The sequence below is a fragment of the Kordia sp. SMS9 genome (assembly GCF_003352465.1).
GTDB lineage: Bacteria > Bacteroidota > Bacteroidia > Flavobacteriales > Flavobacteriaceae > Kordia.
In genome coordinates this window covers 4073442-4098345 of the sequence record NZ_CP031153.1, presented here as the reverse complement: position 1 = coordinate 4098345, position 24904 = coordinate 4073442, and the positions used below count along the sequence as shown (strand labels likewise).

Here is a 24904-nt window from a genome sequence, read left to right as displayed (position 1 = left end):
CCTTAATTTTTGCCTGAATTAACACATCATGAAAGCAACAAAGAAACTTTTTAAAACAGAAATCACCAAAAGACTCAAAGCGCAAGGAACCGACGAAGTGCTTTCAGAAGCGGCGTTGCCTGCATATGCACATAAAAACCCATTGATTGATTATATTTTTTGGAAACGACTCAAAGTAGCGGCGAAGTATTTGCAACAAAAAAATAAAGGTTCGCTCAAAGTTTTAGATTTTGGCTGCGGAACTGGTGTAATGTCGTATGAATTGGCATCAAATTCACATGAAGTTATCGGTTTGGATTTGGATTTACGACCTGTAAACTTACTCAAAGAAAACATCAACTATCCAGATTCGATAACGTTTATGGAAGGCGATTTGTTTGATAAAGATTTAGAAGAAAATACCTTTGATGCGGTAATTGCCCTAGATGTGTTGGAACATATGAACGATGCACAATTGCGAAAATACATGGCAAAATTTTTAAGTTTGCTAAAAAATGGAGGAGAAGTAATCATTTCTGGACCAACGGAGAATTTCTTGTATAAACTCGGAAGAAAGATAGCTGGACAAGATTTTACAGGCGATTACCACGATTCTGAAATTCAGTCGATTCGTAAGATTGTGAGTGAAACGTATGAAGTGAAGAGTTTGGCGAAAATCTTGCCTATTTTACCATTGTTTGATGTTTTTGTAGCGCATAAAAAAGCATGATTGTCTATGTTGGAAATATCATTTCTGGTCACGGTAAAACGGCAACCACTATTGAAACCTTGGGGAAATTGCTCCAAAAAGAAGGTTTTGATGTTCGTTTGACTTCCAACAAGCAACATAAAATCTTGCGATTGCTGGACATGCTTTGGACAGTTTTTAAACACAGAAAAAAGCTTCAATACGTGTTGATTGATACGTATAGCACCACAAATTTTCTGTATGCATATTATGTGAGCAAGCTGTGTATTTTTCTGAAAATAAAGTATATACCAATTCTGCATGGTGGAAATTTAGAAGAACGTTTGAAAAACAGCAAAGCTAAAAGTGATGTCATTTTTAAGAATGCACATGTAAATATTTCGCCTTCGTTGTTTTTAAAAACAGTGTTTGAGCGGTATGGATATTCTAATTTGAAACATATTCCTAACAATGTAGAACTGAAAGCATATCCTTTTAAAGAGCGCTCAACACTAGGAGCGAAGTTGTTATGGGTACGTTCGTTTGCCGAAATATACCATCCGCAATTAGCGGTGGAAGTATTGCACGGTTTGAAACAACACGGAATAGCCGCTTCCTTGTGTATGGTGGGACCGAAAAAAGACAATTCTTTCGAAAAGACACAACAATTAGCTAATGAATTAAATGTGGATGTACAATTTACAGGAAAGCTTACCAAGCACGAATGGATTGCGCTTTCTACGGAGTTTGATATTTTTATCAACACGACAAATTTTGACAATACACCTGTAAGTCTCATAGAAGCCATGGCATTGGGAATGCCGATTGTGTCTACAAATGTCGGTGGAATTCCGTATTTAATTCAGGATGGAAAAGAGGGAATTTTGGTCAATCCGAATTCAAAAGATGACTTGATTTTTGCTATTGAAACATTGATCAATTCTCCAGAATTGGTGCAACAGTTGATACAAAACGCACGTAAAAAAGCAGAATCCTTTGATTGGGAAACGGTTCAAAAACAATGGAAAACGCTTCTAGATTTTTGATATACGCTAGTAGATTTTCGATTTGTTCGATTTGAAGATTACTATTTGTGAATTTGATAACTGTACTAAAGAATTAGAATGATGAACAAAAGAAAAATATATTTTTTCACAGCACTAGCGTTAACTTTAGGAAGTTTGTTATTGTTGGTAACAGGTTCTTCCATACTCACGACGGCTTTAGACAGTACTAATTCTGTTCCTTTAGGAACTTTTATTACTTGGATTGGACTCTTTTCTTTGCCAATGACACTATTTTTAGGCGCACGCGAAATGAGAAAACCATCAAGAAGAATTTATAAAATACTTTCAGTCATTTTAAAAACTATTACAGTACTCGCCATTTTGTGGGTTCCAATTTCATATTTATTAGCAGGAAATATTTCGTTTACATTTACCGAAAAGGAAGAATTTCAAGGTGGTCAAGAAGCGATGCGCCTGTTTTGGCGTTTTACGTACGGAATTGTCATAGGAACAATAGGAACGTTGTTAGCGTATTGGATTTCTTTAATAGTCAAAAAAAAATGATTGAATGAATCTTGAATATCTATAAATCAAGCTAATTTCAATAACACATTGATGCTTCCTGCTAATAATTCTTCTTCAGTATAGCTTTCATAATCTTTATGAAGTGTGAGTTCTTTGAATTTTTGATACTTTTCAGAGTCTTTTTCGCAGGTATCATAATCTAACGAAACGATTTCATATCCAGCTTCTTTAAAGATATTTATATAATCTGGCAAGCGCAAACGATTGTGATAATCAAATTTGGTATGTTGTTTTTTCCATTCCGCTTTGCTGTATTTTAAAAAGTCGTAATAGGAAAGTGATTTGTCTGTGTATGCTCGGTGATCACTTGGTGAAATCATGTGTAGAATGTAAGCTGATTTCGGTAGAATCTTCGCAAAACTTTGATGAATTTTCAATAAATCTTCTGTTGGGATGTGTTCTAAAACGAATCGTGAAAATACCAAATCAACTTGTTCGTTGAGTTTAATAGATTTGTCTGCCAAATTTGTTTTTGGATAATAGGTAATATTCTTTGGAAGTCTGTATTTTCCTTGTGTTGCATTGATTTCGATTTGATAATTTTCCTTATAAAAAGCATTGAGTTTATCAATCGTTTTTGCGTCGTAATGTTCGTTGATGTCATAGGTTACTACGCGAGCTGCATTTGCAAAATGTGTGAAAAAGTACGGAATGATGGGCGCCCAACCAGAACCCAATTCCAAAATGGTTTTGTCTGTCAAGTCAATATCTTGCTTTTTCAGAATTTGTAAGGCTTCTTTAAACGAGCGATCGTTGGTTTTTATTTTAAAATTGACACTGTTTCTGTTGAGAAACTTCTGCAATTGGTGATAAATTCCGTAGCCTAAAGAATTGGGCAAGACATCAAGCGACTTAAAAATTAAAGATTTGGTTTTATGATTCATACTCACAATGGATTCGTTTGCAAAATAACAAATAAAAACTGATTATTTTCAACTCTTTGCGGGTATTCGGTAATTTTAAATGCGAAACTTCACTTGTCTGTAAATTGATTGGAAATCCCCAATTTTTATGGTACATTTCGCCATTGATTAGCATATAAATGATGTTGTATAAACTTATTTTTCAATTGGGCGAACGCTTCCGGAATCCTTCCATACGGACATGGTTTGCGTTTTTAAAACAGTCTGAAAAATGGTCTATTAACGAATTGGAAGCGTATCAATTGCAACAATTAAAAGCACTGGTTTCCTTCGCGAAAGCACATTCTGACTATTATAAAGAAAAGTTTGCAGCTATTGACGTAGAATCATTTTCCAATTTGTCAGACATGCAGCAGTTGCCGTTATTATCAAAGCAAGATGTATTAGATTACACTGAAAAAATTCACACCAACTACGATTTTAAAAAAACATTTACGGCCACCACTTCAGGTTCTTCGGGCGATCCGTTAGTGTATCAACGTGAAGAACCTGCCGATTCTTTTAATAGAGCTTCTATTTTTAGAGGATATTCGTGGCACAATGTACAACCGTGGGAACGCAATGGGTATTTTTGGGGATTTGATTTTTCACCGATTAAACGATTTAAAATCAAATTGTTAGATGCGCTTCAAAATCGTTTTCGTGTGTTTGATTATAAAGAAAAAGCTTTTCAGAAATTCGTAAAAAAGTTACAAAAAGCACGTTATATTCACGGCTATTCTTCTATGATTTACCAATCTGCCAAATTGATCAACGACAAAAATCTTCCCAAACCCAGACATCTAAAAATGGTGAAAGGAACTTCAGAGAAGATTTACGACAGTTATAAAGAAGAAATTAAAAAGGCTTTTGGTGTGCCAATTATTAGTGAATATGGTGCTGCCGAAACGGGAATTATTGCATTTGAATGTACGGAAGGAAACATGCACATCAATATGGAAGGTGTGATTGTGGAAGCCATAGAAAATCAGATTGTAGTTACGAATTTGCAAATGAAAACCTTTCCGATAATTCGCTACCAATTAGGAGATTACATTCAGTTGGCTTCCAAAAATAAAATTTGCACATGTGGAAAAGCGCATTACATTTTGGAAGAAGTGACTGGAAGAATAGGAGAGAACGTCTACGGAAAGCAGGAAATTTACCCAAGTTTGTATTTTTATTACATTTTTAAAAACTTGTCGAGTAAACATAACATAAAACTTACGTATCAAATTATACAAAAAGAAAAAGGAATTCTTATATTTAACCTCGAAGAAAACTTAACCAATACAAATGAACAAAAGCTAAGACAAGAGATTCATAGTTATTTTGCCGATGATATCATCTACACTATTTGCCCAAATGTAACAAAGAAAGTCGGGACGCAAAAAACAAAAAGTTTTATCTCTTATCTTTAGGATCAAGTTATGGCATCAACTTCAAATATGCATTTCGAAATTTCGGAACGTAAGCTCCTTTTACGTATTGTCGATGTCTTGACATTACTTTTTGGGTTGTATGTAGTTTCCAATGTGTTCGATTTTGATTATTTCAGATTTACCCAAGAACGATGGTCATGGAGTCTTGTGTTGATTGTATATTATGTGTTATTTTCCACTATTTTAGAGTTGTACGATTTGCAGAAGTCAAGTCGCTATGACAGTACGTTTCAAGGGATTATTCTCTCGGTTTCTATTACGGTTTTATGTTATTTGTTAACGCCATTTTTAACGCCAGAATTGCCAGAAAATCGTTTGCAAATTCTCTATTTTTTCTTGGCGATTTCGGTTTCGATCTTTTTGTGGCGTTGTGCGTATATCTTCTTTATTTCGTCACCAAGATTCTTCAAAAATATTCTTATTATTGGGAATACGGAGGAAATTAAAATCATGTCCGATGCAATTAATAGAAACACCAAGTACTTTAAAATTGTTGGATATATCAACTCCAATCCCGCACAAAAAAGTGATATTTCTTTAGATGATTTAGAAGAAATTACCAATTTGGATTTAGGTGTCGTGACGCAAGAAAAATACGTTTCCGAGATCATTATTGCGAGTAATCCGCGTGAAGAACTCAGCAAAGCTTTATTTGACAGTTTGATCAGATTGTTGGAAACTGGATTGCCAATCAAAGAATACATTCAAGTGTATGAAGAATTGACGTTTCGCGTGCCTGTACAATACATCGCAAAGGATTTTTACAAATATTTTCCGTTCAGCCGAAGCAATCAAAACAAATTGTATTTGTTCTTTCATCGCTTTTTTGATATTGTTTCTGCCATATTGGGATTGTTGGTTAGCTTGATTTTTATTCCTTTTATTTTAATTGGAAACTTGATTGGAAATCGTGGTCCATTATTATACACACAAGAACGTGTCGGGAAGAATGGTGTGCCGTTTAAAATCTACAAACTTCGAAGTATGGTTGTAAATGCTGAGAAAGATGGTGCTGTTTGGGCAACAAAAAATGATGCTCGTATTACCAAATTTGGAAAATTTCTACGAAAATCACGTTTGGATGAAGTGCCACAGTTTATCAACGTCTTAAAAGGCGAAATGAGCATGATTGGTCCACGTCCAGAACGTCCAGCATTTGTAAAACAGCTTTCTAAGGATTTAACTTTTTATGAAATTCGTCACGTTGTAAAACCTGGCGTCACAGGTTGGGCGCAAGTAAAAACCGATTACGGTGCTTCTGTAGAAGACAGTTTGCGCAAACTTCAATACGACTTGTATTATATAAAACATCGCGGTTTCTTTATAGATTTAAACATTATTGTCAAAACGTTGAGTACGGTGTTGTTTTATCGGGGACGATAGGTTTTTTTAGACTGTTAGATTATTAGATACCTATGAAACGTCTTTGCGAGCATTTTGAAAAAATGTGTGGCAATCTGTTTCTTGATAAATACAAAACTTACAATAACCATATTTTGATTTTTCGAGTAAATTGAAGAAAAATTGTATTTCGACTCCGCTCAATAGAGCTAACGAGATGTACTTTGAAGTTGTATCTCAATTCTGCTATCTCAATACTCATTACTATTCTACGGTTTTCCCTTAACCAAATGTATATTTTATTGCTTATTTTTAAAGTACATAAAATTTTATACCATGAAAAAATCAAATTTAAAAGAATTGCGTTTGAACAAGAAGTCAATCGCTGCATTCATGTCGCAAATACAAGGTGGCATCAAAGATAGTAGTGTGCATAATCGAACGAAATCAGCACTTCCTTTATGTCCAGGATGTCAAACAATTCCGGGGCTGCAACCTGAATGTGATTTGGAACAGCAATAGTTTGTTTATGATTTTGATCCGATGAAAGATATGTCTTTATTTTCTTTACAGTTCAAAAAATAATACGTCACATACGCATAGCGAACCAAAAGCATAATTAATAACGGAATTGCTGCAAAGGCAAATATCTGAAGGTTAAGCAACCACAAAAATAGCATGATAATGATCAAAGTGATCAGTGTTGCCGAATGTTTCCACAAATCTTTGCATTCTTTGCGTTTTAGCAAGAATTTACGAATAAACAATAGATTGATCGGCATGAGCCATAAAACATTCCAATTGTATACGGTCATGGAATGATCAGTGGCAAACCAAAGTAACAAAATCATTATACCGCCTAATCCTGTAAATAGGAAGAGGAAAGCATCTAACCAACGCGTGCGTTTTTTGTTTTTAAGATCGAATGCAGTAATGACAAGAACAATCAACATTAAAATCGTGAAAATTACATACGGACTCAACAAAAAACTACTTGAATCTTGTTTGTTATTGGGTTCTTCTAAGATGACATTTACGGCTGTCACCAATGGCGAACCGTCTTTTAATGTTGCATGTTTAAACGTTTCAAACACATAATCTGGCAGGAATTCATATTCCAACGGTGTTGCTTCTCTGTCGATAACGGCACCCAAAGCAATATCAATTCCGAAACTAGACCAAGAATTTTTGGTAACGTAATCGTAAATTAAATCGCGAAAGGTTTTATCTGCTGTAATGTGATCTTCTGGAAAAACAATAGTTTCGTCAAAATTTTTAGTGATAATTTCTCTAATTTTCGTCGCGCAATTGTTATAGAAAAAATCATATTTGTACGATCGGTTTTCTTCTTTGTAATTTTCTTCTAAAAAGGCGAGAAGTGTTTTGTTTTGTTCAGGTGTTAAATTTAACACTTGTTCTTTTACCCAGCGTTTTTCATATTTATATGCATATACAAACTTTTTAAAACTCGTTCTTCCCAATTGATATGGCAGTTTTCCGCGCGCAAATTTGATGTAGAAAAATGGCGTATTAAAGTCAAACGTTCCATAATTATACACCACATCATAGTTGTATACAGGATCTTTTAAGCGAAACGCGTTGTGTCCGAAGGTAGAATACAATTCTGAACCAGGACCGCAGGTAATTACTGAAAAAGTCGCTTCTGACGAAAGCTTAATTTGAGAAGTTTGTTGTCCAAAGGCAATTCCCAAGAAAAAAAATAGAAGAAATACGAGTTTTTTCATCCGTTAAAAATATTACTTTTTATTTGTGAGATGAAACAACAAGCTTGTTATTTTTGTGTTAAAGTAGATTTTTGGTGTGAGAATGAATGAGCATTCTACTAACGAAATAAACTCCAATCAATTTTTAATGAAAAGACATTTGAGTACACAGCCGCACTTTGATCGCCAATATCGGTCAGCGCATAATCAATTTGAATTCCTTTGTATTTAAAACCAATTCCTAAGTTGGGTTGAAACGTTAACGATTCAGAACCAAAATTGTTTTCATTTTGGAAATTTCCAACGCCAGCTCTTACAAATACTAAATCTGTATAGGCAAATTGCAATCCAACCGCAGGTGTTACACTCGCAAAACCTGTAGAAATGATATCGTTGGTTTCTGCAAAACGCATGATCATGTCTACTTCTGCGGTAAGCGTATAATCATAATTAAAGGTAAAACTACGCGCCACTCCAAATTGTAACTTCGGAATGGTAATTTCGGTGGTTTCAGGCAAATCTTGTGTTGGTATTTGATCGCTCACACCATCAAACAAATCTTCATCAATGCTCCACGTATTGAAGGTTGTCGTAATGTCACGCGCCATCAACCCAAACTTCCAATCTTTATGTCTAAACTGCAATCCGAAGTCAAACCCAAATCCCCAAGAAGAAGCAAAATCCCCAATAATTCTACGAATTACTTTGGCATTTACACCATAATTTAATCCTTGTACGGGCAATCTACGTGCATACGAAAACGTAACTCCGTAATCTGCCGCAGAGAAGAGACTGATTCTATTAAAATCTATATTTCCTTGTGCATCAATTAACTCGGTTGTGTTTAAGATGTCATCCACTCCAAAGCGGATTAAAGAAATTCCCCAAGCGCTTCTGTCATCAATTGGCATGGCAAACGCAGCATAATCATACAATGCAATATTGGCAAAATAGCTAGAGTGCATTAATGCCAATTGTTTGTCTTCCAATTCTACCAATCCTGCAGGATTCCAATATCCAGCATTCACATCATCAATGTTTGCGACTACGGCATTTCCCATTCCAAACGCAGCAGCATCTACACCAATATTCATAAATTCATTCGAATATTTAGCAACAGATTGTCCGTGAGCAACATGGGCAACTATTATAAAGAGGAGTATAAGTGACTTTTTCAAAAAATAAATTTTTTACAAATATGCAATTTTATACCCTAATAAACTCAAAAAATACGTAGATATTGTATGGAAATCCTTAACATTTTTTCATCTGCGCTATAGAGTTTGCAAAGTTTATTTATTTTTACAAAAAATCAACTCGATGAACATCAAAAAACACATTCCAAATTTTATTACATTGTTGAATTTATTTTGCGGATGTTTGGCAGTAATTTTTGCAGTGAAAAATCAATTAGAAGCGGCGGCACTTTTTGTGTTTTTAGGAATCTTTTTTGATTTTTTTGACGGTTTAGCAGCCAGATTGTTAAATGTGCAAAGCGAATTTGGTTTACAGTTAGATTCGCTTGCAGATATGATTACCAGTGGTGTTGTTCCTGGAATTGTCATGTATCAGTTATTCAACCGAGCTTTAAACATTCATGAAGAAGTGAACAATGGACATTCGTGGTCAGACACGTGGCATTGGTTGGAAAATGAAGTGCATTTGTTGCCACTTTTCGGACTTGTCATAACTTTGGCGTCTGCGTATCGTTTGGCAAAATTCAACATTGACGAAAACCAAGCGTCATCTTTTATCGGACTGCCAACACCAGCGAATACCTTGTTGATTATTTCTTTTCCATTAATATTAGCCTATCAAGGAAATACAACCATAAACGATATCATTCTCAACAAATGGTTTCTCATTGTCATCACCATTGTGAGTGCGTATTTACTAAACGCCAAAATTCCGCTTTTTGCGTTAAAATTTAAAGATTGGAGTTTTAAAAACAACGCCGTAAAATATATTTTTTTACTCATTAGTGCATTGCTTTTGGTTTTTCTTCAATTCGCTGGCATTCCTGTAATCATTATTTTATACGTAGTAATTTCTTTATTTAAAAAATAAAATATGCTGATTGATATTACGAGTTCGCCTTATAACGCTTCCGCAGATGGAACGCATGATGATACGAAAGCGTTAAAAGCTGCTTTTGAAACTATTGCCAACAATGGCGGCGGCACTGTAGAATTTCCTAAAAATGCGTTTGTGTGTATTTCGGAAGCATTAAACTTACCGAGCAACATACATATCACTACGGCAAGTGGAAAAGCACGAATAAAGTATTATAATGCAGCAAATGAAGAAACAAAATATCTTTTTTTAGGGAACAAAATTTCCAATGTTACCATTTCTAATATTGCATTTGACACACAACACCAAAGTCCGGCAGTAGCGGCAATTTTAATAAATGGTTACGGCAAAGAAGCGCTAGAAAACTCACAAATATCCATCGAAAACTGTGAATTTAAAGGAATCAACAAAAAAGGTGCTTGTGCAGTTCGTGTGCAAAAAACAAATGGAATTACGGTAAAAAACTGCCTTTTTGAAGATAGTTATATCGGAATTGGTCTTTGGAGACGAAACTCTACTATAACCATTCACGATAATATTTTTACAGACAGCATGCTTAACAATGCCATTCGCCTTACGGGAACTGTTGATACTAAAAAACCTGAATACTGTGACGATGTTAGCATACAAGATAATCATATAACCGTACAAGCAAAAAAATCAGTCATTCAAGCCAATGGAAAACCAAAAGGACGCCCAGACAGTGCCAGTGGTATTTATTTGACATGTGGCGACAAAGATTACAAGGCAAGTTTACATGGTGGAAAATCTAACTTTCATTGCGATGTACGGATTGTTCAAAATCGAATAGAAGGTCCTAGATTGGGCTTTTTTAATGGTGGTTCTGCAGATTTATTTGCCATCAAAGACACTAAAAACTTTTTGTGTACTAAAAACGTTGCCATTGGTTCGGGCGATTTAGGTTTTGCTTTTGAACGTTGTCATCACGGAGAAGTCAGTCACAATACTGCTGAAGAAAATAATTCTTGTGGTATCGGATTTGCAGGTTCTACCGCAATACATGTTTTGCATAATAAATGTGGGAGCAACGAACAAACCAGAGATGGTATTTATCAAAACACGCCGTATGGTGGCATACGAATAGAATATGGAAGTCGTGATATTTTTGTAGAGAACAACGTATTTTACCATTTGCCATCACTACCGAAAGTAACACAACAATATGGTGTTGTTATTAAGTATACTTATAAAAATAAAATAAAACATTACCCAAGCAATATAAAAGTGGGCAACAACCAAAGTAGCGATCAAGTATTTGGAGCTGTTTTTAATGAAGCTGATGATACGCAGTTTTTTTAATTTTTGTAGGCTTCAAAATAGATAAAACCAAAAAGAGGCGAAAATTTCGCCTCTTTTTCTATTCTTCTGTAGATGTTTGTTCAAAATCCAATTTCTTTTCGCGCAACTCGAAGTTTTGTCCAAGATATACTTTTCGAACCATTTCGTCTTCTGCAAGTTCTTTAGGTTTTCCTGCTTTTAGGATGCTTCCTTCAAACATTAAATAGGTTCTATCTGTAATGGCAAGTGTTTCCTGTACGTTGTGATCTGTAATGAGAATTCCGATATTTTTATTTTTTAAATGCGCTATGATGCGTTGAATGTCTTCTACGGCAACTGGATCGACTCCTGCAAAAGGTTCGTCTAACAAGACAAATTTAGGATCTGTAGCCAATGCGCGTGCAATTTCTGTTCGTCTTCGTTCGCCACCAGACAACAAATCGCCACGGTTTTTACGAATGTGTCCCAAACCAAATTCTTCTATCAATGATTCCATTTTGCGAAGTTGTTCTTTTTTGGACATTTTTGTCAATTGCAACACACTCAAAATATTTTCTTCAATGCTTAATTTACGAAATACAGAAGCTTCTTGTGCCAAATACCCAATGCCGTTTTGCGCACGTTTGTACATCGGAAATTTAGTGATTTCCATATCGTCCAAAAAGATTTTTCCACCGTTAGGCTTTATCAATCCTACAATCATGTAGAAAGAAGTTGTTTTTCCAGCTCCATTCGGACCTAACAATCCTACAATTTCTCCTTGGTTTACTTCCAGAGAAATTCCTTTTACAACTTTTCGTCCTTTGTAGGACTTCATGATACTATCGGCTCTTAAAATCATATACTTTGATTATGTAAAACGTAAAAATAACAATTTCATCAAAAGCCATGTACTTTTTAGTATGAAATTAACGTTGCTGTTTGTTTAGTTATTCGTTGCTTGTTGTTCGTTGAAATCAAACTCTAGTTTGAAATTAACTAAAGCCTATAAAGTTTAGTGGTTTATAAGTTTAAGAGTTTATACTATGATATAGCCATAAAGTAAACAAGTTGACTAACAACTAACAACAGGAGCAAAGCGACAAATCTAACTCTGAGCTTCCAACGCTTCCCAATATTCGTATGCTCTACGCAAATGTGGAATTACAATAGTTCCACCAATTAAAGTAGCAATACTTAACGTTTCTACTACCTTTTCTTTGCCCAACCCTTCTTTGTAGCAAGATTCCAAGTGATATTTGATACAATCGTCACAGCGCAATACCGTAGAAGCTACCAAACCGAGTAATTCTTTGGTTTGTACATCTAGCGCTCCAGCCGTAAAAGCATTGGTGTCTAAATTGAAAATTCGTTTGATGATTTTGTTATTGTCTGCTAAAATTTTGTCATTCATTTCAGCTCTGTAGGCATTGAATTCTTCTACTTGATTAGCCATGTTTAAATTTCTTTTTATAATTTTTTTCTACTCTTTTTGCGATAACGATTCCAACTTGATACAACATCATTATTGGAATTGCCACGACGATTTGACTCGCTACATCGGGTGGTGTAATAATAGCGGAAAGTATCAATACGACTACAATAGCGTGTTTTCTATATTTGCGTAAAAACGCAGGTGTGATCAATCCTAATTTTGCCAAGAAATAAATAATGAGCGGCAATTCAAAAACTAATGAAATCCCTAACAATGTGTTGGTTAGTAAGCTTATGTGCGATTGTACCGTAATGGTGTTTTTGATCGTTTCGGTCACCGAAAAATTATAGAAAAAATACGATGACATTGGCATGATTACATAATAACTGAATAGTAATCCGAATAAAAATAGGAGCGAAGCCAAAAAGATAAACCAACGCGATCTTTTACGTTCTTTCGGACTCAAACCGGGAGCAATAAATTTCCAAGCTTCATATAAAATGTATGGAAATGCTAGGATTAATCCTAAAATGAGCGATGTCCAAATTGCCATGGTAAATTGTCCGGTAACGCTCAAATTGACGAGTTTATCATCAAAATTAAGTGTACAAAAGTCACTTTCAACACCAAATAATTGAAAAGCATCACAGAAAAATTTATACGTTACAAATTCACCATCCAAATGCACTACTAAAAAATGGTCGTAAATAGGCGTAATGAATACAAAAATAACACTAGCAATGATTACAATTGCTACAAAGCTTCGAATTAAATGCCATCTTAGTTCTTCTAAATGTCCTAAGAACGACATTTCGTTTTTATTTTTCCCCATTAGAGTATGCCTTCTTTTACTAAATCATGCAAATGTACGATTCCTGCGTATTTTCCTTGCGATTCTACCAATATTTGTGAAATTCCTTTGTCTTCCATGACTTCCAGGGCTTCTACTGCCATCGCGTCAATGTCAATTCGTTTCGGATTCGCCGTCATGATGTTTTCAGCTTTTAAATCGCCAATAAAGTCATTGTTCGATAACATTCTACGGATATCTCCGTCAGTAATGACTCCAATAATTTCATTGGCTTTGTCAACAACAGCTGTGGCACCTAACATGCCTTTGGAAATTTCGACAATTACATCTTTTACAGAGCTATTTGCAAATACTTTTGGTTTTAGATTGACCGAAGACATGTCATTTACACGTAAGTATAATTTTTTACCTAAGGCGCCACCAGGATGATATTTTGCAAAATCTTTACTAGAAAATCCTCGTAATTCCAACAAGCAAATTGCAAGTGCATCGCCTAAAACCAATTGCGCTGTTGTACTTGTTGTAGGTGCTAAACCATTGGGACACGCTTCTTTTTCCACATACGCATGCAATACATAATCGGCTTGTATTCCTAAAAAAGATTCTTTGTTAGATGTGATTGCAATCAATTTGTTGTTGCTGTTCTTTATTAATGGAACTAACACTTTGATTTCAGGTGTATTACCACTTTTGGAGATGCAAATTACCGTATCGTGTTCTTGAATGATTCCTAAATCGCCATGTATAGCATCTGCAGCATGCATGAAAATAGCAGGCGTTCCGGTAGAATTTAATGTTGCCACAATTTTTGTAGCAATGTTAGCGCTTTTTCCAATTCCAGTTACGACTACGCGTCCGTTAGAGTTGTAAATGTATGAGACTGCTTCGGCAAACTCACTGTCAATCAAGGGAATTAAATTTTTTATCGCATTATATTCTGTTTCAATGGTTTGCTTGGCAACACTAATAATACTATCTTTATATTTCAAAATGAATAAATTTAAAAAATTGTGGTTCCTAAAGAAAATAGTATCTTTAGTGAATGCAAATGTATGTAAAATTGTAAAACGATAGAATGAGTTTAGTAGAAATTGACTTATACAAGGAACTAAAGAAGCACTTCGGGTTCGGTCAATTCAAAGGACTACAGGAAGAAGTTATTAAAAGCATTATCAGCGACCAAAATACCTTCGTTATCATGCCTACTGGTGGCGGTAAATCTTTATGTTACCAATTGCCAGCGTTGATGAAAGAAGGTACAGCCATCGTTGTTTCTCCCCTAATTGCCTTAATGAAGAACCAAGTAGATGCCTTGCGCGGGATTTCCTCCCAAGATGGTATTGCTCATGTGTTAAATTCTTCGCTTACGAAAGCGGAGATTCGACAAGTTAAAGAAGATATTACAAATGGAATTACAAAATTATTGTATGTAGCTCCAGAATCATTAACCAAAGAAGAAAATGTAGAGTTTTTACGAACCGTCACTATTTCTTTTATGGCGGTTGATGAAGCCCACTGTATTTCAGAATGGGGACACGATTTTCGCCCAGAATACAGAAATTTAAAAACAATTATTAAAAAGATTGGAGACGATATTCCTATTATCGGTCTCACAGCAACGGCAACACCTAAAGTACAAGAAGACATCTTGAAAAATTTAGGAATGTCGGACGCCAACACGTTTAAAGCGTCTTTTAATAGACCTAATTTATTTTATGAAGTGCGGCCCAAAACGAAAAATGTCGATGTAGATATTATTCGTTTTGTAAAGCAGAATCAAGGGAAAAGCGGAATTATCTATTGCTTGAGTCGGAAACGTGTAGAAGAGTTGGCGCAAGTACTTCAAGTTAATGGAATTGATGCAGTTCCGTATCACGCAGGTTTAGATCCTAAGAAACGAGCCAAACATCAAGATATGTTTTTGATGGAAGATTGTGATGTGGTAGTTGCTACAATTGCTTTTGGTATGGGAATCGATAAACCTGATGTGCGCTTTGTGATACATCATGATATTCCAAAAAGTATTGAGAGTTATTATCAAGAAACGGGTAGAGCTGGTCGTGATGGTGGCGAAGGTCACTGTTTGGCATTCTATTCCTATAAAGATATTGAGAAGCTAGAAAAATTTATGTCTGGAAAACCTGTGGCAGAGCAGGAGATTGGTCATGCTTTACTGCAAGAAGTAGTCGCGTATGCGGAAACCTCTATTTCTCGACGCAAGTTTATTTTACACTATTTTGGTGAAGAATTTCCAGATGATGGAGATGGTGCTGAGATGGACGACAATGTTCGGAATCCAAAAAAGAAAGTGGAAGCGAAAGATCAAGTTGTCACATTGTTGAAAATCATTCAACTCACAAAGCAGACCTATAAATCTCGGAATGTGGTGAATGTGTTAACAGGCAATGAAAATGCTTTGATTAAATCGCACAAAACACACTTGCAACCTTTCTTTGGAAATGGTACATCGCATGATGACAAATATTGGATGGCGTTGATTCGTCAAGTTTTAGTCGCTGGTTTGTTACGAAAAGATATTGAAACCTACGGAGTTATTAAGTTGACGGAAGCTGGTATTGCCTTTATAGAACAGCCGACATCTTTTATGATGACCGAAGATCACAGTTTTGAGCAAGCCAATGATGATAAAATTATTACAGCTTCTAAAGGTAGTGGTGCAGTAGCTGATCAACAATTGATGAGCATGTTGAAAGATTTGCGTAAAAAAGTTTCAAAACGTTTAGGTGTGCCACCATTTGTAGTTTTTCAAGATCCATCATTGGAAGACATGGCATTAAAATATCCAATTTCAACCGAAGAAATGAAAAATATTCATGGAGTTGGAGATGGGAAAGCAAAAAAATACGGAAAAGATTTTATCAATTTCATCAAAAAGTATGTTGATGAAAATGATATTGTGCGTCCAGATGATTTGGTAGTCAAAAGTACCGGAATGAATTCTGGCTTGAAACTTTATATCATTCAAAGTGTAGATAGAAAACTTCCGCTAGATGATATTGCTTCTGCCAAAGGTTTGGAAATGCCTGCTTTTATTAAAGAAATGGAGCAAATTGTATACAGCGGAACTAAATTGAATATTACGTATTGGATTGATGACATTTTAGATGAAGACCAGCAAGAAGAAATTTACGAATATTTTTTAGAAGCTGAAACTGATAAGATTTCTGATGCTATGGAGGAATTTGATGGTGATTACGACGACGAAGAACTGCGTTTGTATCGCATCAAATTTATTAGTGAAGTTGCGAATTAGACACATAATTATATAACAAAAAAAGCGGATTAAAATTTTCAATCCGCTTTTTTATGTCTTTTGATTTTTCTACAAAAACCCTGTGTTTCTTGCTTGTTCTAGTAAAGATTCATCTCCTTTTTTCTCTACATCAAATACTTCTTTTAAATGTCGTTTTCGCTTTTCGATCGCTGCTAACGACAACGGAATGTATTCAGTTAAGTTTTTGGTTTTAATTCCTTTAGAAAGGTGGAAAAGAATGTTTCTGTCAATATCATCCAACACGACTTCATTGATAATACGTGTACGCAACAATTTTGTTACGGTATGACTGTAATACGGCGGATCGGTCAATACGACTTGAAAGGCGCGCATCAACTCATCGGAAGTCACGTCACTTTTTACCAAAAAGCCATCAGGATTTATATTTTTCAGAATATTATGAATTCTAAAATTGTTATTAAACATGGTAAGAATCACCACTTTTGTGTCTGGTAATAATTCTTTCACTTTGATTCCTAAGTCTTCTCCTGAAATGATTTTCCCATCGCTGGATGGTGGTAATTTAATATCTAAAAATACCACATCATACGGTGTTCCTGTGGACGCATTTTTAATTTTTTCGTAGGCTCCATCACATGTATCAGAAGTGTCTATTCGCAATGTCATTTCACTGGAATTGATACCTAAAAGGGCATTTTTGTAGCCTTCAATGATCATTGGGTGATCATCTACGATAAGTACTTTTATATCTTTGTTCATCTGGTAAGGTTAAGTTCTACGTCATAGGAACGTCAACACTGATAGAAGTTCCTTTCCCTGGAATGGAATTGATGGTAAATTGTCCATGAAGTAAAGTTACTCTCGATTTCATATTTTTCAATCCAATACCGCTACTTCGTTTACTTTGGTCAAAACCAACGCCATCATCTTTTATGGAAAGGATAATACGGTCATTACTCTTCTTAAAATCTAGTATCACGTTTTCTGCTTGCGCATATTTATTTATATTTTGAATAGACTCTTGAATGATTCTGTAAATATTAATCTTTATATGCCCAGGAATGTCTGTCCATAGAATTCGGTCGTCATCTTCAATTTGGTATTTAAAGTTAGTTATTTTCGACTGTTCTTCCAAAAGATTTGTAATCATTGTACTATAACTGGTCGATTTGTCAAAATTATCCAATCCGAGTTCATGCGAAATGTTTCGTACTTCTTCTTCTATGCTTTGAAGTTCATTGATATACTGTTCTCGAACTCTTTTAGAATTTGCATCATCTTTTGCATTCAAACTTCCTAAGCTGAGTCGTGTTCCAAACAATCTTCCTAAAATTCCGTCGTGTAGTTCTAGTGAAATACGTTCTTTTTCACGTTTTCTACCTTCTTCAATCTTATCTTGTTGATCGATCATCAAGTTATAAATCTCTTCATTGGCACGCTGTTGTTGCTGTTCCATTTCGAGTTCTTTGTTACGAGTTCGCTGCTGCGTGATGACATAAATCAAAAATCCGAAGAAAATAATTGCCGTGGAGATGGCAACAATCCATGTATTTTGAAGGCTTAGTTTTTCGTTTTGGTTTCTGACAGCATCAGTTTCATATTGAATACGTGTAAATTTATCTCTAAGAGAACGTTCATGCTTTACCAAACTGTCATTGATTCGTATGTATTCATTTAAGTATTTTGAATCATCATTTGGGTTGATCTTTGCTAATAATTTGAAAGAAGCTAAAAGATCACGCAAAGCATTTGTTTTTTTAGCCAGCCTCATTGCCTCCATAGAATATTTCTGACTTTTCAAGGTGTCATTTTGATCAAGATAAAACTCTGATAAATGTAGTTTATTAATGATAATTCCAGCAGAAATATCCAAGCTATCTCTTATTTTTAGAGCCTTATCAAATAAATATGGAAGGTCTTTTGTATCGTTTAATTTGAATTTTGAATATGCTAAATTATCTGTTAAAGTAGCATATAATCTCGGGTTTTTCATAAATAAACTGTCATATTTAAGTCCTTCTAAATAATTTTTTACAGCTAATAAATGATTCCCTTGATTTCTGTAGACTACACCAATATTATTAAGAGTAGCAGCTTCACTCAAACTATTTTTTTTAGTTTTTTTTAAATATTCTAAAGCACTATTATGATAATCAATAGCTTTTTCATATTCTTCTAAATTATTGTGAATAATTCCAAGGTTATTATAACAACTATATAATCTATTATTTTGTTTTAATTTTTTAAAAATTTTAATTGCTTCAGTTGTTGTTATCTCACTACCCGTGTAATCTTTTCCATTTCTCTGAATAATTGCCATATTCAGAAGCATAGATGCAGATTCAGCAACCATATCAAGATCATCATACTGTTCTTTTGCATTATAATAGTAAGAATATGCACTATCACTTTTTTTATTCTTCACTAAAAAATTACCTAGTTTCCAGTAAGATCTGGCTAGCGTTATAGAGTCATTATTTTTTTGTGAAAAATATTTAGACTTGTTAATTGACTTCCTAAATAATAGCGTATCATTAATCGCTGTATAGTGAGTAGAAATATCTAAAAATAGTTTACCTACGGCAGGATCTTCCTCTTCAAGACTTTTGGCGCGGTTAAACGCCTTATCTATAAAGGCTTTCTTTTCGTAGTTATTCAAATCTTTGGATTTAGACTTTGTAAGAAGATTATAAATATCCTCAAAATTTTCTTGGCCAAAAGAAAAGTTACAAATGATGCAGACTATTATTAGTGATATTTTTTTCATACAAAAGTTATTCATAACAAAGATTACTTCAAAAATATTTCTTTTTTCTATGAAAAAAAAGTCTCATTACAAATGAGACTTTTTTTAAACTATATATTTTTTAAACTATATACATATATAATGTTATTAATTTGTAGCGCTACTCGTTGAAGTGTCTTCATCTACAACTTCACCTTCTTCATCTCCTGTTCCTGTCACGTTTTCAAATACATTGTCATCTCCTGCATCTGAAGTGCTGTTTGGTTCACAAGCAATAAATCCTAAGTTTACTACTAATAATAATGCGAATAATCCGAATACTTTTCTCATCTTTTTTAAATTTTAATTAAGTTACTTACTAGTTTTATTTGGTTAATCATTTTTTATAAATTGATAAAAGTGTTTTGTAAATGATTTATAGGTGATTACCGTAATACTTTTCCTGTTTAAAATCATTCTTTTATTAAAAAACTATGTATACTTTCAAATTGTTTCTAGAAGATTCTCTAAAATTCTAGTGAACACTTAAAATGAATCGTTTTTTTCACTTTTACAGAACGTGAAATTAAGTTAAATACTTGATAATCAGCACTTCGAAAAAGATAGATTTCTAACTTGATTTCAAAAATCAAGTTAGTGCCTTAATTTTGTTTTTAGATATGGTTTTTCGGTAAAAGAAATACGGGATTCCAATACTATTGTTGGAAATAATATTTACTCCTGTGTATTTTCTAATTGTTTTAGGTTGCGTATCTTCGCATCGTTAATTAAAAATATACACATGGAAGACGGATTATACGCAAAATTTCATACTAGCAAAGGAGAAATCCTTGTAAGCTTAACGTATCAAAAAACACCTGGTACAGTTGGTAACTTTGTTGCACTAGCTGAAGGTAATTTAGAAAATAAAGCAAAACCACAAGGAACTCCTTATTATGATGGACTTAAATTTCATAGAGTGATTCCTGATTTTATGATTCAAGGTGGTTGCCCATTAGGAACAGGAACAGGAAGTCCTGGATATAACTTTGATGATGAATTTCACCCAGAGTTAACACACAATGCGCCTGGCGTACTATCTATGGCAAATGCAGGACCTGGAACAAATGGAAGTCAATTTTTTATCACACATATTGCAACTCCTTGGTTAGATGGAAAACATACCGTATTTGGACATGTGGCACACGGACAAGAGGTAGTAGATGCTGTAACACAAGGTGATACGATTGAAAACTTGGAAATTATTCGTGTTGGAGCAGAAGCAGAAGCTTTTAATGCTGTTGAAACGTTTAGAGCATTTAATGGTGCAAAAGCAGAAAGAGAAAAAGCAGCCAAAGAAAAAGCAGCCAAAGAATTAGATGAAATCGCTACAGGTTTCGATACAACAGAAAGTGGCTTGCGTTATAAAATCATTCAAGAAGGAAATGGCGCAAAAGCAGAAGCTGGAAAAACAGTTTCTGTTCATTATAAAGGAATGTTTCCTGATGGTGGCGTTTTTGATTCTTCATATAAAAGAAATGAACCAATCGATTTTCCGTTAGGACAAGGAAATGTAATTCCTGGTTGGGATGAAGGAATCGCGTTGTTGAAAGTAGGAGACAAAGCACGATTTGTGGTGCCTCCACATTTAGGATATGGAGCGCGCGGTGCAGGTAGTGTAATTCCGCCAAACGCAACACTCATGTTCGACGTTGAATTGATGGATGTAAAATAAAATTATACAAAACGCTCTGAAAATCTCAGAGCGTTTTTTTATACCCTATTATATAATGGAGTTAGAATTGCTAAAATATCCAATCGGAAAACCTCAAATTCCCGAAATGATTACTATGAAACATATTCAAGAGTGGATCAATGTGTTGGAATTGTTCCCGAAACGATTGAAGCTATTAGTGAAAAATCTCTCGAAAGAACAATTAGATACTTGTTATCGACCAGAAGGTTGGACGATCCGGCAAGTAATTCATCATGTTTCAGATAGTCATCATAATAGTTATACACGTTTCAAATGGACGTTGACAGAAAATCAACCTATTATAAAAGCGTATTATGAAGATCGCTGGGCGGAATTATTCGATAGCAAATCCGCGCCCATTGAACTTTCACTAAACACAATAGAAGCTTTGCATGCAAAATGGGTGTATTTTTTAAAAGGACTTTCCGTAGAAGATTTAGCACAATTTTTTATTCATCCAGAAGGAAATGAAAAAGTATCACTCAAAGAAAACATAGGAATTTACGCGTGGCATTGCAATCACCATTACGAACATATCAATCAATTACTGATTCGTAAAAATTGGAAGTAGTTTTTGTAAATTATGAATTTTAAATTTTAAATTATGAATGTTGAATTTTAAATTAATTTCAATCTAACAATCTAACAATCTAACAATCTAACAATCTAACAATCTAACAATCTAAGTAAATCTATGTTAAATCCACTTAATGCCACAACCAATACTAGGTTTTTGATCGGCTGAAATTTCTGCTCCTTTTAATAACATATCGAGCGCATTTCGCATGTCTTTTCCAGTAACAGGAATTCCATTATTTGGCCGTGAATCGTCTAATTGTCCACGATAGACCAATCCTAAATTCGCATCAAAAATATAAAAATCAGGCGTGCACGCAGCATCATAATCTTTGGCAATTTCCTGCGTTTCATCATACAAATATGGAAAAGAAAACCCTTCTTGTTGTGCGTTTTCCTTCATTAAATGCGGTGCGTCTGCAGGATAATTTTCAACATCATTGCTCGAAATCGCAACAAAACCTATTCCTTTTGATTGATAATCATTCGCTAATTTTACAATTCCTTCGTTTACATGTTTTACAAATGGACAATGATTGCAGATGAACATAAGTACCGTTCCGTGTGTTCCTTTTGCATCGTTTAGCGAAATGGTTTTGTCTGAAACTGTATCGATTAAAGAAAAATTAGGAGCTTTTGTGCCTAAAGAAAGCATATTGGAAGGAGTCAGTGCCATTTGTGAAATTGTTTTTTAAAGTATAAATTTACTCAAAAAAATACAATGAGTGAGGTATCTTGGAGCGATTTTGAAAAAGTAGACATGCGCATTGGAACCATTATTGAAGCAAACGATTTTCCAAAAGCCAGAAAACCAGCCTATCAACTTACCATTGACTTTGGTGCCAACATCGGAATTCGAAAATCATCCGCACAGATTACCAAGCGTTATACAAAAGAAGAATTGATTGGCAAACAGATTATGGCAGTTGTGAATTTTCCTAAAAAACAAATTGCGAATTTCTTCTCCGAATGTTTGGTCATGGGCGCTGTTGATGGTGATGATGTTATTTTGATGCATCCTTCAGCTAAAATTCCAAATGGTTTGAAGATATCTTAATAGTATTGAGTATTGAGATTTTAGTATTGAGAAGTTTCAAAGAACAACTTTATAAGTCAACAAATTAACGAAATAAAAATCCCCTAAAAAAATTACTTCTTAGCTTCCACCAATTCTAATTGATCTACGGAAATTTTCGTAGTAAATATTCCGTAATTCACTATAGCTTTTCCTTTTTCCATTTCGTCAATCGTTCCTACAGCTTTTCCATCATGCATACGAACGCGATCGCCGATTTTTAAAATTGGTTTTGGCTTTTCTGCTTCTTTTTTGGCGGCTTTTTTCTGCTCGATTTTCTTTTCCTCACGAATAACCGCCACTTTTTGAATGACTTCTTTTTTAGCTTCTTTTTGTTTTGCCTTTTGTATGTTTTTTTCCTTAGCGGATTGTTTTTTTCGTTTGGAATTTTCAGTCTCTACAATACGTAAAAACTCAGAAATCAACGGACGTTTCTTTTTATTGTCAAAATAACGTTCGGCAATTTCATTGATCTTATTTCCAAGATGAATCATGCGTTTGTCATGATCATACAACTGCTGATAACTCTCTAATTTGGACTTTGTTTTCACATTCAACGCTTCCAAACGTTCGTTTTCTTCACGCGCTTTGATTTCTTCTTCTCGTAACAATTTAGACGTTTTTTCCATGGCGCTGCGTTCTTTTTGAAGCTTTGCTATCGTGGCATCAAAACGTACTTTTCCACGCTCAATTTTCTTCTTTGCTCTGTTGATCAAACTGTACGGAATGCCATTTTTTTGTGCAACTTCAAAGGTAAATGAACTTCCTGCTTGTCCCAACGCTAATTTGTATACAGGTTGCAACGTTTTGCTATCAAACATCATATTTGCGTTGGTCGCGTATGGCAATTCGTTCGCCAATAACTTTAAGTTGGAGTAGTGCGTTGTGATGATTCCAAAAGCTTCTCGCTCATAAAAAACTTCCAAGAAGGTTTCCGCCAAAGCGCCACCCAATTCAGGATCACTTCCCGTACCAAATTCATCAATTAAAAACAGCGTTTTATTATTACATTTTCGCAAAAAGTAATTCATCTGCTTCAAACGATAACTATACGTACTTAAATGATTTTCAATAGATTGTCCGTCTCCAATATCTGTCAAAATTCGTTCAAACAAACACATTTTACTGCGTTCATGCACAGGAACTAACATACCACTTTGCAACATCAATTGTAACAAACCGATCGTTTTTAAAGTGATACTTTTTCCACCAGCATTTGGTCCAGAAATCACAATAATTCTATTATCTTGACTTAGTTCAATTGTCTGCGGATATGTTTTTTCGTTACGTTCTTTATTTGTTAAATAGAGGAGTGGATGGTACGCATCTTTCAAAAATAATTCGCGTTTCTCTGAAAGTTCAGGTAAAATAGCGTTCATAGAAGCCGCATATTTAGCTTTGGAATAGCTGACATCTAAATCACTTAAAAAGTCTTGATATTCCTCTAAAAGCGGCGCAAACGGTCGTGTAAAGTCTGTCAATTCCTTTAAAATACGCGTAACTTCTTCCTTTTCTTCATATTCTAAATTCGACAATTCTCGCGAATAGCGCAACGTAATTTCAGGTTCAATATAAACAATGCTTCCCGTTTTAGAATTTCCCATAATGGCACCTTTGACTTTGCGGCGATGCATGGCTTTTACGGCTAAAACTCTACGGTTATCAACCACCGTTTCGCGAATTTCATCCAAATAATCAGCTTGATTATATCTGCTCAAGGCAGAAGAAAAACTCTGATTTATTTTTCCGCGAATGCTTAAAATTCCACGTCGAATCCGTGCCAATTCTGATGAAGCCGTATCTTTTACTTCTCCAAAACGATTGATGACGTTGTCAATCTCGGTAATCAGCACTTTTGTAAATTCAATACGTTCCGATCGTTTGTGAAGCGTTGGGTAATATTCGTGAAACTTCTTAAAGAACTTAATCAAGAGATTCACGGCGCTAGAAATGGCAGAAATTTTACGAAATCCTAAAATTTCCAAAAAACTATTTTCAATCGCTAACAGTTTAATTTCCAATGAAATTCCTTCAAAACCATGATTCGGAATCACGTTTTCATTTTCAAAAGATGCCAAGTATTCATTGACGTACGACAAGTTTGTTAGCAATATCTCTTTGTCTTGAAAAGGTTGTGTATTGCTAATTTTCTGTTTTCCGTAGGTCGTAACAGCATGCTCTGAAACTTGTTGTAACACAGTTTCAAACTCTAAATCATCTAATGTTTTGGAATGTATTTTAATCATTGTAA

The 24904-nt window shown here is 34.6% G+C and carries 24 protein-coding genes; 12 read left to right on the top strand and 12 right to left on the bottom strand.

Annotated elements, in window-relative coordinates:
* The first annotated feature begins 28 nt into the window (after positions 1 to 28).
* The 3 genes from KORDIASMS9_RS17435 to KORDIASMS9_RS17425 all read left to right on the top strand — a co-directional run bounded on the left by KORDIASMS9_RS17435 (position 29) and on the right by KORDIASMS9_RS17425 (position 2238).
* Complete coding sequence (locus tag KORDIASMS9_RS17435; RefSeq protein ID WP_114904071.1) at positions 29 to 709, top strand: bifunctional 2-polyprenyl-6-hydroxyphenol methylase/3-demethylubiquinol 3-O-methyltransferase UbiG; 681 nt, start codon at positions 29 to 31, stop codon at positions 707 to 709.
* The gene (locus tag KORDIASMS9_RS17430; protein ID WP_114904070.1) at positions 706 to 1713 is read left to right on the top strand and encodes a glycosyltransferase family 4 protein; all 1008 of its coding nucleotides are present in this window, start codon (positions 706 to 708) and stop codon (positions 1711 to 1713) included. Before KORDIASMS9_RS17435 ends, KORDIASMS9_RS17430 begins: the two co-directional genes overlap by 4 nt.
* Before the next feature lie 78 nt (positions 1714 to 1791).
* A complete protein-coding gene (locus KORDIASMS9_RS17425; RefSeq protein ID WP_162820020.1) occupies positions 1792 to 2238 on the top strand; it encodes a hypothetical protein in 447 nt (148 codons plus the stop codon).
* Positions 2239 to 2264: 26 nt separating this feature from the next.
* On the opposite strand, the gene KORDIASMS9_RS17420 is transcribed toward KORDIASMS9_RS17425, so the two are convergent.
* A complete protein-coding gene (locus KORDIASMS9_RS17420) occupies positions 2265 to 3143 on the bottom strand; it encodes a methyltransferase domain-containing protein (RefSeq protein WP_114904068.1) in 879 nt (292 codons plus the stop codon).
* Between the two features lie 158 nt (positions 3144 to 3301).
* Between KORDIASMS9_RS17420 and KORDIASMS9_RS17415 the strand changes: the two genes are divergently transcribed.
* The 3 genes from KORDIASMS9_RS17415 (at position 3302) to KORDIASMS9_RS17405 (ending at position 6466) form a co-directional block, all read left to right on the top strand.
* Positions 3302 to 4582 (top strand): phenylacetate--CoA ligase family protein, encoded by a 1281-nt coding sequence (locus KORDIASMS9_RS17415; protein ID WP_240321077.1) that lies wholly within the window; start codon positions 3302 to 3304, stop codon positions 4580 to 4582.
* 9 nt (positions 4583 to 4591) lie between these two features.
* Positions 4592 to 5986 (top strand): sugar transferase, encoded by a 1395-nt coding sequence (locus KORDIASMS9_RS17410; protein ID WP_114904066.1) that lies wholly within the window; start codon positions 4592 to 4594, stop codon positions 5984 to 5986.
* A 294-nt stretch (positions 5987 to 6280) separates the two neighbouring features.
* Positions 6281 to 6466 (top strand): hypothetical protein, encoded by a 186-nt coding sequence (locus KORDIASMS9_RS17405; protein WP_114904065.1) that lies wholly within the window; start codon positions 6281 to 6283, stop codon positions 6464 to 6466.
* Between the two features lie 5 nt (positions 6467 to 6471).
* On the opposite strand, the gene KORDIASMS9_RS17400 is transcribed toward KORDIASMS9_RS17405, so the two are convergent.
* Together KORDIASMS9_RS17400 and KORDIASMS9_RS17395 are read right to left on the bottom strand one after the other, a co-directional pair.
* The gene (locus tag KORDIASMS9_RS17400) at positions 6472 to 7689 is read right to left on the bottom strand and encodes a DUF4105 domain-containing protein (protein WP_114904064.1); all 1218 of its coding nucleotides are present in this window, start codon (positions 7687 to 7689) and stop codon (positions 6472 to 6474) included.
* Between the two features lie 98 nt (positions 7690 to 7787).
* Positions 7788 to 8762 (bottom strand): PorV/PorQ family protein, encoded by a 975-nt coding sequence (locus KORDIASMS9_RS17395; RefSeq protein WP_205318078.1) that lies wholly within the window; start codon positions 8760 to 8762, stop codon positions 7788 to 7790.
* Between the two features lie 232 nt (positions 8763 to 8994).
* On the opposite strand from KORDIASMS9_RS17395, the gene KORDIASMS9_RS17390 reads away from it, so the two are divergent.
* Complete coding sequence (locus tag KORDIASMS9_RS17390; RefSeq protein WP_205318077.1) at positions 8995 to 9735, top strand: CDP-alcohol phosphatidyltransferase family protein; 741 nt, start codon at positions 8995 to 8997, stop codon at positions 9733 to 9735.
* A gap of 3 nt (positions 9736 to 9738) precedes the next feature.
* Positions 9739 to 11061, top strand: coding sequence for a right-handed parallel beta-helix repeat-containing protein (locus tag KORDIASMS9_RS17385; RefSeq protein ID WP_114904061.1), 1323 nt, complete (start codon positions 9739 to 9741; stop codon positions 11059 to 11061).
* 58 nt (positions 11062 to 11119) lie between these two features.
* Here KORDIASMS9_RS17385 and lptB read toward each other — a convergent pair whose 3' ends face one another.
* The 4 genes from lptB to KORDIASMS9_RS17365 all read right to left on the bottom strand — a co-directional run bounded on the left by lptB (position 11120) and on the right by KORDIASMS9_RS17365 (position 14254).
* On the bottom strand, positions 11120 to 11881 hold the full coding sequence (gene lptB, locus KORDIASMS9_RS17380) for an LPS export ABC transporter ATP-binding protein (protein ID WP_114904060.1): 762 nt from the start codon (positions 11879 to 11881) through the stop codon (positions 11120 to 11122).
* A 246-nt stretch (positions 11882 to 12127) separates the two neighbouring features.
* On the bottom strand, positions 12128 to 12475 hold the full coding sequence (locus tag KORDIASMS9_RS17375) for a carboxymuconolactone decarboxylase family protein (RefSeq protein ID WP_114904059.1): 348 nt from the start codon (positions 12473 to 12475) through the stop codon (positions 12128 to 12130).
* Positions 12468 to 13286 (bottom strand): twin-arginine translocase subunit TatC, encoded by an 819-nt coding sequence (gene tatC, locus KORDIASMS9_RS17370; protein WP_114904058.1) that lies wholly within the window; start codon positions 13284 to 13286, stop codon positions 12468 to 12470. The genes KORDIASMS9_RS17375 and tatC overlap by 8 nt, the downstream gene beginning before the upstream one ends.
* Positions 13286 to 14254: an SIS domain-containing protein gene (locus KORDIASMS9_RS17365; RefSeq protein ID WP_114904057.1), complete on the bottom strand. Its 969-nt coding sequence runs from the start codon at positions 14252 to 14254 to the stop codon at positions 13286 to 13288. Before KORDIASMS9_RS17365 ends, tatC begins: the two co-directional genes overlap by 1 nt.
* An 86-nt stretch (positions 14255 to 14340) precedes the next feature.
* On the opposite strand from KORDIASMS9_RS17365, the gene KORDIASMS9_RS17360 reads away from it, so the two are divergent.
* On the top strand, positions 14341 to 16539 hold the full coding sequence (locus KORDIASMS9_RS17360) for an ATP-dependent DNA helicase RecQ (protein WP_114904056.1): 2199 nt from the start codon (positions 14341 to 14343) through the stop codon (positions 16537 to 16539).
* 69 nt (positions 16540 to 16608) lie between these two features.
* On the opposite strand, the gene KORDIASMS9_RS17355 is transcribed toward KORDIASMS9_RS17360, so the two are convergent.
* The 3 genes from KORDIASMS9_RS17355 to KORDIASMS9_RS17345 all read right to left on the bottom strand — a co-directional run bounded on the left by KORDIASMS9_RS17355 (position 16609) and on the right by KORDIASMS9_RS17345 (position 19597).
* Positions 16609 to 17280, bottom strand: a complete 672-nt coding sequence (locus tag KORDIASMS9_RS17355) for a response regulator transcription factor (protein WP_114904055.1) — start codon at positions 17278 to 17280, stop codon at positions 16609 to 16611.
* A gap of 16 nt (positions 17281 to 17296) precedes the next feature.
* Positions 17297 to 19288: a sensor histidine kinase gene (locus tag KORDIASMS9_RS17350; RefSeq protein ID WP_162820019.1), complete on the bottom strand. Its 1992-nt coding sequence runs from the start codon at positions 19286 to 19288 to the stop codon at positions 17297 to 17299.
* A gap of 126 nt (positions 19289 to 19414) precedes the next feature.
* A complete protein-coding gene (locus KORDIASMS9_RS17345) occupies positions 19415 to 19597 on the bottom strand; it encodes a hypothetical protein (RefSeq protein WP_114904053.1) in 183 nt (60 codons plus the stop codon).
* A gap of 451 nt (positions 19598 to 20048) precedes the next feature.
* Between KORDIASMS9_RS17345 and KORDIASMS9_RS17340 the strand changes: the two genes are divergently transcribed.
* Positions 20049 to 20981 (top strand): peptidylprolyl isomerase, encoded by a 933-nt coding sequence (locus KORDIASMS9_RS17340; RefSeq protein WP_114904052.1) that lies wholly within the window; start codon positions 20049 to 20051, stop codon positions 20979 to 20981.
* 55 nt (positions 20982 to 21036) lie between these two features.
* Positions 21037 to 21573: a YfiT family bacillithiol transferase gene (locus tag KORDIASMS9_RS17335; protein WP_114904051.1), complete on the top strand. Its 537-nt coding sequence runs from the start codon at positions 21037 to 21039 to the stop codon at positions 21571 to 21573.
* Between the two features lie 126 nt (positions 21574 to 21699).
* On the opposite strand, the gene KORDIASMS9_RS17330 is transcribed toward KORDIASMS9_RS17335, so the two are convergent.
* A complete protein-coding gene (locus tag KORDIASMS9_RS17330) occupies positions 21700 to 22254 on the bottom strand; it encodes a thioredoxin family protein (RefSeq protein WP_114904050.1) in 555 nt (184 codons plus the stop codon).
* A 45-nt stretch (positions 22255 to 22299) separates the two neighbouring features.
* Here KORDIASMS9_RS17330 and KORDIASMS9_RS17325 point away from each other — a divergent pair, with 45 nt between their 5' ends.
* The gene (locus KORDIASMS9_RS17325) at positions 22300 to 22635 is read left to right on the top strand and encodes a tRNA-binding protein (protein WP_114904049.1); all 336 of its coding nucleotides are present in this window, start codon (positions 22300 to 22302) and stop codon (positions 22633 to 22635) included.
* A gap of 92 nt (positions 22636 to 22727) precedes the next feature.
* On the opposite strand, the gene KORDIASMS9_RS17320 is transcribed toward KORDIASMS9_RS17325, so the two are convergent.
* Complete coding sequence (locus tag KORDIASMS9_RS17320; RefSeq protein ID WP_114904048.1) at positions 22728 to 24899, bottom strand: DNA mismatch repair protein MutS; 2172 nt, start codon at positions 24897 to 24899, stop codon at positions 22728 to 22730.
* Positions 24900 to 24904 lie beyond the last annotated feature (5 nt).